The organism is Nonomuraea corallina, assembly GCF_027620315.1.
Classification (GTDB): domain Bacteria; phylum Actinomycetota; class Actinomycetes; order Streptosporangiales; family Streptosporangiaceae; genus Nonomuraea; species Nonomuraea corallina.
The window spans coordinates 25,063-35,909 of record NZ_JAPNNL010000065.1 but is presented as its reverse complement, the minus strand read 5'-3'; the positions used below and the strand labels follow the sequence as shown (position 1 = coordinate 35,909).

The 10,847-nt window shown below is 73.6% G+C and carries 13 protein-coding genes; 12 read left to right on the top strand and 1 reads right to left on the bottom strand.

Annotation, left to right across the window (positions count from 1 at the left end):
* A partial coding sequence (locus OUY22_RS17950; RefSeq protein ID WP_270156153.1) for a hypothetical protein occupies positions 1-207 on the bottom strand: 207 nt, incomplete at its 3' end.
* Between the two features lie 354 nt (positions 208-561).
* Between OUY22_RS17950 and OUY22_RS17945 the strand changes: the two genes are divergently transcribed.
* From OUY22_RS17945 to OUY22_RS17890, 12 genes are all read left to right on the top strand, one after another.
* Positions 562-1,227, top strand: a complete 666-nt coding sequence (locus OUY22_RS17945) for a CpaB family protein (RefSeq protein ID WP_270156152.1) — start codon at positions 562-564, stop codon at positions 1,225-1,227.
* 1 nt (position 1,228) lies between these two features.
* Positions 1,229-1,945 carry a hypothetical protein gene (locus OUY22_RS17940; RefSeq protein WP_270156151.1) on the top strand — a complete coding sequence of 239 codons (717 nt, stop codon included), beginning with the start codon at positions 1,229-1,231 and terminating at the stop codon, positions 1,943-1,945.
* Entirely contained in the window at positions 1,942-3,237 is a 1,296-nt protein-coding gene (locus OUY22_RS17935) for a CpaF family protein (RefSeq protein ID WP_270156150.1), read from the top strand. The genes OUY22_RS17940 and OUY22_RS17935 overlap by 4 nt, the downstream gene beginning before the upstream one ends.
* Before the next feature lie 2 nt (positions 3,238-3,239).
* The gene (locus OUY22_RS17930) at positions 3,240-4,082 is read left to right on the top strand and encodes a type II secretion system F family protein (protein WP_270156149.1); all 843 of its coding nucleotides are present in this window, start codon (positions 3,240-3,242) and stop codon (positions 4,080-4,082) included.
* Positions 4,075-4,995 (top strand): type II secretion system F family protein, encoded by a 921-nt coding sequence (locus OUY22_RS17925; RefSeq protein ID WP_270156148.1) that lies wholly within the window; start codon positions 4,075-4,077, stop codon positions 4,993-4,995. The genes OUY22_RS17930 and OUY22_RS17925 overlap by 8 nt, the downstream gene beginning before the upstream one ends.
* The gene (locus tag OUY22_RS17920) at positions 4,996-5,214 is read left to right on the top strand and encodes a hypothetical protein (RefSeq protein WP_270156147.1); all 219 of its coding nucleotides are present in this window, start codon (positions 4,996-4,998) and stop codon (positions 5,212-5,214) included.
* The gene (locus OUY22_RS17915; RefSeq protein ID WP_270156146.1) at positions 5,211-5,639 is read left to right on the top strand and encodes a TadE/TadG family type IV pilus assembly protein; all 429 of its coding nucleotides are present in this window, start codon (positions 5,211-5,213) and stop codon (positions 5,637-5,639) included. The genes OUY22_RS17920 and OUY22_RS17915 overlap by 4 nt, the downstream gene beginning before the upstream one ends.
* Positions 5,636-6,028, top strand: coding sequence for a TadE family protein (locus OUY22_RS17910; protein ID WP_270156145.1), 393 nt, complete (start codon positions 5,636-5,638; stop codon positions 6,026-6,028). The genes OUY22_RS17915 and OUY22_RS17910 overlap by 4 nt, the downstream gene beginning before the upstream one ends.
* Positions 6,025-6,435 (top strand): TadE/TadG family type IV pilus assembly protein, encoded by a 411-nt coding sequence (locus tag OUY22_RS17905; protein ID WP_270156144.1) that lies wholly within the window; start codon positions 6,025-6,027, stop codon positions 6,433-6,435. The genes OUY22_RS17910 and OUY22_RS17905 overlap by 4 nt, the downstream gene beginning before the upstream one ends.
* 75 nt (positions 6,436-6,510) lie before the next feature.
* Entirely contained in the window at positions 6,511-9,282 is a 2,772-nt protein-coding gene (locus OUY22_RS17900; protein WP_270156142.1) for a BTAD domain-containing putative transcriptional regulator, read from the top strand.
* Complete coding sequence (locus tag OUY22_RS17895; RefSeq protein ID WP_270156141.1) at positions 9,279-9,893, top strand: hypothetical protein; 615 nt, start codon at positions 9,279-9,281, stop codon at positions 9,891-9,893. The genes OUY22_RS17900 and OUY22_RS17895 overlap by 4 nt, the downstream gene beginning before the upstream one ends.
* The gene (locus OUY22_RS17890; RefSeq protein ID WP_270156140.1) at positions 9,890-10,816 is read left to right on the top strand and encodes a hypothetical protein; all 927 of its coding nucleotides are present in this window, start codon (positions 9,890-9,892) and stop codon (positions 10,814-10,816) included. Before OUY22_RS17895 ends, OUY22_RS17890 begins: the two co-directional genes overlap by 4 nt.
* Positions 10,817-10,847: the final 31 nt, after the last annotated feature.

Below are 10,847 nucleotides of genomic sequence, written 5' to 3'. Positions count from 1 at the left end.
GGGAAGCGCCGGCCCGCCGAGCGGCCCGGAGGCCGCCGGTGACGACATGCCGTAAGGGGCTCGGGCCCGGGGCAGGCGGACGACGGGGGCGAGCGGCTCCCGGTCGCCGAGGGCCGCGCTCACCGTGGCCACGGTGGCGTCGTCGTCGCCGTCGAGCACGACGTCACGGTCGCCCTGCTCGCCGAGCACGGTGAGCCTGATCCGCATGGGCCGTCTCCTCCGTCGGATTCGGGCGCCAAGGTAACGCCCGGAGCGAGGCTAGGCCCTCAGGTTGACGGCAATGGCATGGATTCCCGGTCCTGTGGATAACCGCCACCGGCGATGGAGCAGCTTAAAGGGATAAATCGCAAAAAATCCCGTATTAAAGGACTGATCCATAAACCAACGCCACATATCTAGATCACTCCCTACCGTCAACCTGGTAGAAACAATAGGCATTGATTATGGCTGGTTGACACATGGAGTCCTGCGAAACCAGCATGGTTCCCCGCATTCGCCCCCCACCCCCGCAACGCGATGCACATAATGGGCGAGAATTCACCATTCATCCTGGGAGCCCGATTGAGGACCAGTGAAAAACCCGCCGTCAACGCGGCCGGGTTGTCAGGCCCGGCCTCGCGCAAGCTTCCCGTGCCGCCGCGCGAGCGCAAGCCTGCCCTGGCCGCTCTCGCCGTGCTCCTCATCCTGGGCGGCGCGCTGGCCACCACCCTGCTCGTGCTGCGCAGCGGCGACCGCGTCTCCGCGATCCGCGTCACCCAGCAGATAGGCGCGGGCCAGCAGTTCACCGCCGACGCCCTGGAGGAGGTCCAGGTCGCCGACACCGGCGTCGACTTCGTCAGCTGGTCGCAGCGCCGGCAGGTGCTCGACAGCTTCGCGGCCGTCACGATCCTGCCGGGCACCCTCCTGACGAACGCCATGGGCATCAAGGAGAGCGCCGAGCTGGGCCCCGGCAAGGCCATGGTGGGCCTGGCGCTCAAACCCGGCCAGATGCCCGCGGGCCTGCGTGACGGGGATCGCGTCCAGGTGGTGTACGTCCCGGCCCGCGGCAGCGCCGACGAGAGCCGCGTGCTCGCACAGAACGCCCTGGTCCACAGCGTCGGCGAGCGCGGCAGGACCGGCGCGGGCGGCCAGGTCACCGTGATCGTCGACACCCAGGTCTCACCGGTGGTGGTCCGTTACGCCTCCAGCGGCGAGATCGCCGTCGCCGAGTTGCCGGGAGCGCGCTGAGGTGGCCCTGATCGTGCTGGCCGCCGACAAGGGCGCGCCGGGGGTGACGACGGCGGCGACGGCGCTGGCCGCGGTGTGGCCGCGCCCGGTGCTGCTGGCCGAGTGCGACCCGGCCGGCGGCGACCTGGCCTACCGGCTGCCGGCCGCCGACGGCGGCGTGCTGAACCCCGGCAAGGGCCTGCTCACGCTCGGCGCGACGGCCCGGCGCGGCCTCGACCCCGCGCAGATCCCCGCGCACACGCAGAAGATCATCGGAGGGCTGGACGTGCTGGTCGGTCTCACCCACGGCGAGCAGGCGGGCGGGCTCACCTGGCTGTGGGGCCCGCTGGGGCGGGCCCTGGCCGGCATCCACCAGGCCGACGTGATCGCCGACTGCGGCCGTCTCGGCGGCTGCCCCCAGCTCGGCGACCTGATGGCCGAGGCCGACCAGGTGATCCTGCTCACCCGCGCCACCCTCGACCACGTCGCCCACCTGCGTGAACGCCTGACGATCAGCAAGGCCCACGGCGTCGTGGTGATCGCCGATCCGCGCACCTACCGCGCCTCCATCGAGGACGTGCGCCGGATCGTCGGCCCGTACGTCGGGTTCGTGCACGGCCTGGCCCACGACCCGAAGGGCGCCGAGCTGCTGCGCGGCCAGTGGGGCGGCAGGCTCGACCGCTCGCTGCTCATCCGTACCGCACGCGACCTCGCCGGACGGCTGGTGAGTCACCGATGATCGACCACGCCCTCGTCAAGCGGTTCCGGCAGGAGGTCGGCGACCGGCTGGCCCACCAGCGCAGGCTCGACCAGGCCAACGGCATGCCTCCGATGACCGGCGAGGACGAGCGCCAGTTCGCCAGGGCGCTCATCTCCCAGGTGCTGGAGGAGCACGCCCGCAGCGAGATCGGCCTCGGCCGCACCCCGCCCACCGTCGAGGAGGAGGAGGCGCTCGCCGCCGGCATCCACGCCGCGCTGTTCGGCGTGGGCCGCCTGCAGCCGCTGCTCGACGACCCCGAGGTGGAGAACATCGACATCAACGGCTGCGACCGGGTCTTCGTCGGCTACGCCGACGGCCAGGAGCTCATGCACGACCCGGTGGCCGAGTCCGACGAGGAGCTGACCGAGCTGATCCAGATCCTCGCCGCCTACTCGGGCCTGTCGAGCCGGCCGTTCGACACCGCCAACCCGCAGCTCGACCTGCGCCTGCCCGACGGTTCCCGGCTGAGCGCGGTGATGGACGTGACGGTCCGGCCGGCGGTGTCGATCAGGCGCGCCCGGCTGGGCAAGGTGTTCCTCTCCGACCTGGTCGGCAACAACACGATCAGCCCGGAGATCGGCCGGTTCCTGTCGGCCGCCGTGGCGGCCAGGAAGAACATCATGATCGCCGGCTCCACCAACGCCGGCAAGACCACCCTGCTGCGCGCGCTGGCCAACGAGATCCCGCCGGGCGAGCGGCTCATCACCGTCGAGCGCGCCCTGGAGCTCGGTCTCGACCAGTTCGCCGAGCTCCACCCGAACGTGGTCGCCTTCGAGCAGCGCCTGCCCAACTCCGAGGGCCAGGGCGAGATCACCATGGCCGAGCTGGTCCGCAGGTCGCTGCGGATGAACCCGAGCCGCGTCATCGTCGGCGAGGTCCTCGGCGACGAGATCGTCACCATGCTCAACGCGATGACCCAGGGCAACGACGGCAGCCTGTCGACCATCCACGCGAACTCCAGCATGGAGGTCTTCAACCGCATCGCCACCTACGCGCTCCAGGCCAGTGAGCGGCTGCCGATCGACGCCACCCACATGCTCATCGCCGGCGCGATCGACTTCGTCGTCTTCATCGAGAAGCGCAACGACTACCACCGCGGCGGCACCCTGCGCCGCTACGTCTCCAGCGTCCGCGAGGTCAACGGCTGCGACGGCCGCGTGCTGTCCAGCGAGATCTTCATCCCCGGCCCCGACGGCGCGGGGGTGCCGCACGCGCCGGTCTCCTGCCTGGAGGAGCTCATGGCGCACGGCTATCACCCGGGAGGCTGGTGACCATGCCGGGGCTCGACCCGCTCGCCCTGCTGACCGGCGCCGCCATCGGCGGCGGCCTGTTCCTGCTCGTGATCTCCCTGTACGGCATGCGCCCCCGGCCCTCGAAGCCCAAGCGGCACCTCGTCCAGACGCTGACCACCCGCACGGCCGTGGCCGCGGTCGCGTCCCTCGCGGTCCTGCTGGTCACGGGCTGGCCCGTGGTGGCGGTCGGCACGGTGCTGCTGGTGTTCGCCTGGCGCGGCCTGTCCGGCGGCGCCGCGGAGGAGCGGGCCGCCATGCGCCGCCTGGAGGCGCTGGCCGCCTGGACGGAGTCGCTGCGCGACACCATCGCCGGCGCCGCCGGGCTGGAACAGGCCATCCCGTCGTCCATCCGGGCCGCCGCGCCCTCGCTCCGCCCCCATCTGCGCGCGCTGGTCGACCGGCTGCACACCAGGATGGCGCTGCCCGACGCGCTCGGCCGGTTCGCCGACGACCTCGACGACCCGTCCGCCGACCTGGTCGTCGCGGCCCTCGTGCTGAACTCCAAGCTCCGCGGCCCCGGCCTGCGCGACGTGCTCGGCGCGCTCGCCGTGTCGGCCCGCGAGGAGCTCGACATGCGCCGTCGCGTCGAGGCCGAGCGCCGCGCCACCCGCCGCAGCGTGCAGATCGTGGTGATCACCTCGCTCGTCTTCGCGGCCCTGCTCGTCGTCTTCAACCCCTCGTACGTGGGCGAGTACGACGACGCGCTCGGCCAGGCCGTGCTCGTCGTGGTCGCCGGACTGTTCGGCGCCGGGTTCGCCTGGATGCGCCGGCTGGCCAGGTTCGACAAGCCCACCCGGCTGCTGATGGGAGGCGACCATGGTTGAGGGCGCGCTGGCCGGCGGCCTCACGGGCCTGGGCCTCTTCCTGCTCGTACGGGCGATCTTCCCGGCCCGGCCCGGACTGGTGGCGCGGCTGCTGGCGCTGGACGCGGTCCGCGAGAGCGCCGACGCGCCCCGGGTCAGCCTCCTGCTGCCCGAGGAGGAGGTGGGTGCGTTCCGCCGCGGTCTCGGCGCGCGACTGGCGGCGCTGTACGCGGCGCGCGGCTGGGAGGTCCGGTCGGTCAAGGCGGACCTGGCGCTGGTGGGCCGCTCGTTCGAGGGCTTCCTGGCGACCAAGGCGCTGCTGGCGGCCAGCGGGCTGCTGGCGTTCCCGCTGCTGTTCGGCTGGCTGCTGCTGATGGGGCTGGGCACGTCGCCGGCGGTCCCGTTCTGGGTGGCGGTGCTGGCGGCGGGGGTCTTCTTCTTCCTGCCCGACCTGCAGGTCCGCAAGGAGGCGGGGGCGCGCCGGCGCGATTTCCGTCATGTGGTCGGCGCGTTCCTTGACCTGGTGTCGATGAACCTCGCGGGCGGTCGCGGCGTGCCCGAGGCGCTGATGATGGCGGTCTCGGTCAGCGGCGACCAGCCCAACTGGGCGATGGCCCGCATCCGCGACGCGCTGAGCGGCGCCAGGATCGTCGGCATCACCCCCTGGCAGGCGCTCGGGCAGCTCGGCGAGGAGATCAACATCGACGAGCTGCGCGACCTGTCGGCGGCGCTGGGGCTGGTCGCCGACGACGGCGCCAAGGTCCGCTCCTCGCTCACCGCGCGGGCGGCGACGCTGCGCCGCCGTGAGCTGGCCGAGATCGAGGGCCGGGCGGGCGAGCGTTCCCAGTCGATGCTGGTCGCCCAGCTCCTGCTCTGCGCCGGCTTCGTGATCTTTCTCAGTTTCCCTGCCGCTATGAAGATGTTGGGGTCTTGAATGAACCATCCGTGGATCGTCTACGTCGTCGCGCTGCTGCACGTGCGCGTCCACCGCGCCCGCACCGCCCCGAGCCGCGGCGCCTCCGCCGTGGAGTGGGTCATCATCACGGCCATCATCGCCGGGGTCGCGCTCGGTCTCGCCACGCTGATCAGAGGGCTGGTCGAAGGCAAGCAGGCCGAGATCGAGGGCAACTTCGGCGGCGGTGGCGGCGAGTGACCCGCCGGGGACGGCGCGACGGCGGCGCGACCGTGGTCGAGCTGGCCCTGCTGATGCCCGTCGTCCTCGCCGTGGTGCTGCTCATCGTGCAGGTGGCGCTCTGGTTCCACGGCCGCCAGGTCGCCGAGGCCGCCGCGCGGGAGGGCGCCCGCGTGGCCCGTGCCGCCCCCGCCGACTCCGGCGGCTGGGAGGGGGAGGCCGAGGCGCGGGCCAGAGAGGTCGTCACCGCCATCGGCCCGCGGCTGCTGTCCGGCGCCGAGGTCACCACGGCGGAACGCGAACCCGACGAGCGGCACGTCACCGTGACCGGCAGCGCCGTCCAGGTGATTCCGCTGCTGCCGGAGCTGGCCTTCACGATCACCGCCACCGCCGGCGGCCCGGTCGAGTGCTTCCGCCCCGACGACGGCGGGGAGGAGTGCGGATGAGCGGCCGGGACCGCGGCTCCATGGCGGTCGAGACCGTGCTGCTGGCCCCGGTCTTCGTGCTCTTTCTGCTGTTCCTGGCCGGGGCCGGGCGGCTGGTCGAGGCCCAGGGCGAGGTCAACGGCGCGGCCAGGGACGCCGCCAGGGCCGCCTCCGTCCAGCGCACGCTCGACGAGGCCGGCTCGGCCGCCGACGAGATCGCCGCCGCCGCTCTCGACGGGCAGTGCGCGGCCCCCGCCGTCTCGCTCGAAGGCTCCCGCTGGGAGGAGGGCGGCGAGGTGCGCGCCGAGGTCACCTGCGAGCTCGACCTGGGCTTCCTCGGGTTCGGCGCGGCCAAGAGCATGACCGGCACCGCGGTGGTGCCGCTGGAGCAGTTCAGGAGGGTCGAGTGAGGCGGCGTGACCGCGGGTCGATGTCGGTGTTCACCGTGCTCTTCTCCGTGGTGGTGTTCCTGCTGGCCGGGCTGCTCGTGGACGGCGGGGCGGCGATCAACGCCCGGCTGCGCGCCGCCGACATCGCCGAGCAGGCCGCCAGGGCCGGCGCCGACCAGGTCGACGTGGACCAGCTGCGCGAGACCGGCCAGGTCCGGCTGCTGGGCGAGGACGAGGTGTGCGCGCGGGCCGGCGAGGTGCTCGAAGCGCACGGCGACGACGGCGTCGCGGCGGAGCGGTGCGCCGTCCAGGACGAGCAGGTCGTGGTCGCCGTCCGGGTGCCCTGGACGGCCTTCTTCCTGGGCGCGATCGGCTTCTCCGGCTCCGGCATGGTGGCGGAGGCCGCGGCGGCGCCCGAGGCGCGGTGAGTCAGACCGATTCCGGCCGGTCGGTGGAGAAGGGACCGGAGAGTCGGGACGCTGGACGTGAGAAAGGGAGTGGTGATGCCAGGTCCGGCCCAGCACGCGCGCGGGCGGAGGCCCGCCCGGGCTCCCGCGCGCATCCCCGGCAGACGCCGCCTCGGCGACGTGCTGGCCGGGCTCGGCGCGCTCGCGCTGCTGCTGGCGCTCGTCGGCGGCGTCCCGTACGCGCTGCTGGTGTTCGTCGGGCCGCCGATCGGGCCCGAACTGCTCGACCTGGATCTGCTCACCGCCCGCGTCGGGCCCAGCACGATCACGGCGCTGCTGGTCCTGTTCGTCTGGCTGGCCTGGCTGCAGCTGTTCGCGTGCGTGGTGGTCGAGGTGTACGCGGGGGTGCGCCGCGTCGGGATGCCGGCCAGGGTGCCGCTGTCCGGCGGCACGCAGGTGCTGGCCAACAAGCTCGTCACGGCCGCGCTGGTGCTGTTCACCGCGGGCGCCGCGGTCGCGCCGATCGCCCGGCTGGCCGGGCCGCCGCCGACCATGCCGCCGGTGACGGCGGTCGCGTTCACGGCTCCGGTGGTGGAGCAGCAGGTGGTCGACAACCAGCGGACCAAGAAGGTGTACGTGGTGCAGCCGCCGCACGGCCGTCACCACGAGAGCCTGTGGGAGATCGCCGAGAAGTGCCTCGGCGACGGGCGGCGTTACCCCGAGATCTTCCGGCTCAACCAGCACAAGGAGCAGCCCGACGGGTCCCGCCTGCGGATGGCCGACCTGATCAGGCCCGGGTGGGTGCTCGACATGCCCGACGACGCGCGCAACACGCACCTCGTGCCCGCCAACCAGGCCAGGGCGCAGACCCTCAAGGAGCATCCGGGCCCGCCCAAGAAGGACCGCCCGGCCGACGTCGGCCAGCGGCAGGGCGACCAGGGGAAGGGCGACCAGGGGAAAAGCGAGCAGCGGAAAGGCGACCAGGGGAAAAGCGAACAGCGCTCGGGTGACCAGCGGGAGCGCGGCTCCGGAGACCAGCGGCAGGGCGAACGGGGCTCCGGTGACCGGACCGGCGCAGACCAGAACGACGGCCGGCACGCCGACGGCTCGGCTCTGCTGGACGTCCTGTCCGGGGCGTCGCTGGCCGCCGCCGGCCTGCTCGCCCTGCTCGCCGTGCGCCGGCGCGAGCAGCTCTGGCGCCGGTTGACCGGCCACCGGGTCGCCCGCCCGCAGGGCGACGCCGCCGACGCCGAGGTGGCGCTCAGGCTGGGCGCCGACAAGCCCGGCGCCCGCATCCTCGATCTCGGGCTCCGGCTGCTCGGCGCCGAGCTGGGCGCGCGGGGCCGCACCCCGCCCACCGTCTACGCCGCCCACCTGTCGGCGCGCTCGCTCGACCTGTGGGTCCATCCGCCCGACGAGCACCCGCCCGCTCCGTGGACCGCCGACGACGGCGGCCAGGTGTGGCGGCTGGCCGCGCAGGAGGGCCGCCTGCTGGACGACCAGCGGGGCGGGGCCCCGTACCCCGGGCTCGTGTCGATCGGGACCGACCGGAGCGGCCGGGTGCTGGTCGACCTGGAGGCGGCGCAGGGCCTGATCAACATCCGCGGCCCGCAGACCACGGCCGCGCTGGCCGCGCTCGCCGTGGAGCTGGCCACCAACCGGTGGTCCGACCGCATGCGGGTCACGCTCGTCGGGTTCGGCGAGGAGCTGACCGCGATCGCGCCCGACCGGGTCAGGGCCGTCGGCGGGCTGGCCGAGGTGCTGCCGGAGCTGGAGGCGAGCGCGTCCCCGCGCCGGGAGGTGCTCACCGGCCGGATCACCGGCCGCCCCGGCGTGGCCCACTACCTGCTGTCGGCGGTGGCGCCGACCCATGACGAGGCCCGCCGCCTGGCCCTGCTCGCCCGCAACGACTCGGCCGGGTACGTGGTCGCCGGCGACGTGCCGCACGCCACCTGGACCTGGGAGATCACCGAGGACGGCCTGGCCAAGCTGCCCGAGCTGGGCTTCGAGGTGAGAGCGCAGCTGCTGCCGCGCCGCCACTACCGGGCGCTGGTCGAGTTGTTCCGCACCGCCGACCGGGTCGACGGCGAGCGCATCCCCGTCCCGGAGCCGCTGACGGACCTGCGCCCGCCCGCGGTCGAGATCAGAATCCTCGGTCCCGTCGAGGTCGTCGGCCCGCGGCCGCTTGAGGAGGGCCGCATGGCGCTCGCCGCCGAGCTGCTGGTCTACCTCGCCACCCATCCGGGCGGCGTGCACCCGGTCGTGCTCGGCGGCGTGCTGTGGCCGCGCGGCGTGCAGCCCATGGTCAGGGACGCCACGATCGCCCGCGTCGTCTCCTGGCTCGGTCGCGAGCACCTGCGCGCCGACGAGTCCGGCCGGCTCTCGCTCGGGCCCGGCGTCCGCACGGACTGGGCGCTCTTCCGCGAGCTGGTACGCCGCTCGCACGGCGACCAGCTGGCCAGGACCGTGCTGCTGGAGAAGGCCCTCGGCCTGATCAGGGGCCCGCTGCTGACCGGCAGGCCGCCGGGCCGGTACGCCTGGCTGGCGGCCGATGCGCTGGAGTACGACGTGGTCGCGGAGGTGGCTGACGCGGCCCGCCGCCTGTGCGAGATCCGGCTCGCCGAGGGGGAGCCGGACGCCGCCATCGCCGCCGTACGGGCGGCGCTGCTGTTGGCCGCCGACGACGAGAGCCTCTGGCGCGACCTGCTGCGCGCCGCTCACGCGACCGGCGACCTGGCCCGGCTGCGGGCCGTCATCGCGTGGCTGACCCGGCGTGCCGCCGGCGGCCTCGCCCCGGAAACCGAGGCGCTCATCGACGAGCTGCTGCCGTCGTGGCGCGTCCACCTCGTCAGGGAGTCCACGGCATGAAGACGATCACGGCCTTGCTCGCGTCGCTGCTGCTGGCAGGCTGCGGGCAGGCCGCCGAGCGGCCCTACCAGCCGCGCGAGGAGCCGGCCCCGGCCACCGGCGCGGCCGGGACCTCGCCCACCCCGACGCGGGAGACGTCCGCCCCGCCGGCGTCGGACCGGCCGGCCTCCGTCGACGTCGGCGACCTGCGGGTGCGGATCGACTGGCCCGGCCAGGACACCGCGCTGCTGCGGCTGTTCCCCGACTACTACCTGGCCAAGTACCGGGCGGTGTTCTCCGGCGACGACGGCCACCTGCGGCACGCCGACCCGATGTTCCGGGAGGAGGCGATCCGCTGGGCCCGCGAGTTCACCGACGGGGGGTACGCGGTGGCCGGCCGGTCGCGGCTCTACCGGCTGAAGGTGAACGCGATCGTCGGCCGGGGCGCCGAGGTCGACGTCTGCGTGGACGAGACGCGGATGAAGGTCGTCGCCGGCACGGGCGAGCCGGTCACGCCGCAGCCCACCTCCATCCGCACCCCCTACCTGCAGCGGATGCTCGCCCGCAAGGGCGACGACGGCAGGTGGCGGATCAAGCAGATCGCCTACGGCACGGAAGGATGCAGCCGATGAGACCGCTGATCGCGATGATCGTCGCCGGGACGCTGCTGGCCGGCGCCGCTCCCGACCCGCCGAACGAGGAGGCGAAGGTCAGAGGCACCCAGCAGGGCCGCACCGCGGGGGTCGTGCTGGAGCACTCGAAGATCCGCATCACCGGTGACGTCGGGAACGGCCGCAACGATGGCTACACGATGAGAAGCCCCTGCTGGTACGAGCCGGGCCTGGACGCGGAGAAGATGTTCGAACAGATGTCCGACCCGGTGGCCAACCGGGGCCGGGCGCAGGCCGACGAGGAGGGGTTCCGCTCCTTCATCCAGCAGTTCAAGGACAAGCTGGGGCAGCCGGGGCTGTGGTGGTCGCCCGCGTACAACAGCGGCGACCCGAGGGGCGCCGCCTGCTGGGCGGGGCTGCAGCAGTTCGTGTTCGTGCCACCCGGCGAGACGCCGCCGAGCGGGATCACGTTCCAGGAGCTGGCCGAGATCGCCAGGGCCGCGCTGACGGTGCCCGAGGGCACGGTCGCGCTGAACCCGGACGCCAAGAGCTACGTCAACCTGCCGACGTTCGTCTGGCTGGAGGGCGTCGGCGACACTACCCGGTCGGTGACCGCGACGCTGCCGGGCGTCATGAGCGCCACGGTGACCGCGACGCTGCGGGACATCCAGATCGATGCGGGCACCGGCTCCGACCGGGCCGAGGTGCGGGAGAAGGGCTGCGGGGCGGCGGGGCGGCCGTACGCCCGGGGGGCGGAGTTCACCTGCGGGGTGCGTTACCTGCGCGCCTCGATCGACCGGCCGCGCCAGGTGTACGAGCTGACGGTGACCAGCGTGTGGCCGGTGACGGTGACGGGCGGAGCAGCCGTCCAGTTCGACCCGATCGAGGTGGAGGTGTCCAGGGACGTGCCGGTCGGCGAGGTCCAGAGCAACGTCCGCCCGTGAGACCCGGGACCGCGCCGGCCGACCCCGGTCC

What these genes read in the sequence shown, in the direction of transcription:
- OUY22_RS17935 (WP_270156150.1), top strand. Translation starts at nt 1,942, where the DNA reads ATGATCGACCACGCCCTCGTCAAGCGGTTCCGGCAGGAGGTCGGCGAC.
- OUY22_RS17930 (WP_270156149.1), top strand. Translation starts at nt 3,240, where the DNA reads ATGCCGGGGCTCGACCCGCTCGCCCTGCTGACCGGCGCCGCCATCGGC.
- OUY22_RS17925 (WP_270156148.1), top strand. Translation starts at nt 4,075, where the DNA reads ATGGTTGAGGGCGCGCTGGCCGGCGGCCTCACGGGCCTGGGCCTCTTC.
- OUY22_RS17920 (WP_270156147.1), top strand. Translation starts at nt 4,996, where the DNA reads ATGAACCATCCGTGGATCGTCTACGTCGTCGCGCTGCTGCACGTGCGC.
- OUY22_RS17910 (WP_270156145.1), top strand. Translation starts at nt 5,636, where the DNA reads ATGAGCGGCCGGGACCGCGGCTCCATGGCGGTCGAGACCGTGCTGCTG.
- OUY22_RS17900 (WP_270156142.1), top strand. Translation starts at nt 6,511, where the DNA reads ATGCCAGGTCCGGCCCAGCACGCGCGCGGGCGGAGGCCCGCCCGGGCT.
- OUY22_RS17895 (WP_270156141.1), top strand. Translation starts at nt 9,279, where the DNA reads ATGAAGACGATCACGGCCTTGCTCGCGTCGCTGCTGCTGGCAGGCTGC.
- OUY22_RS17890 (WP_270156140.1), top strand. Translation starts at nt 9,890, where the DNA reads ATGAGACCGCTGATCGCGATGATCGTCGCCGGGACGCTGCTGGCCGGC.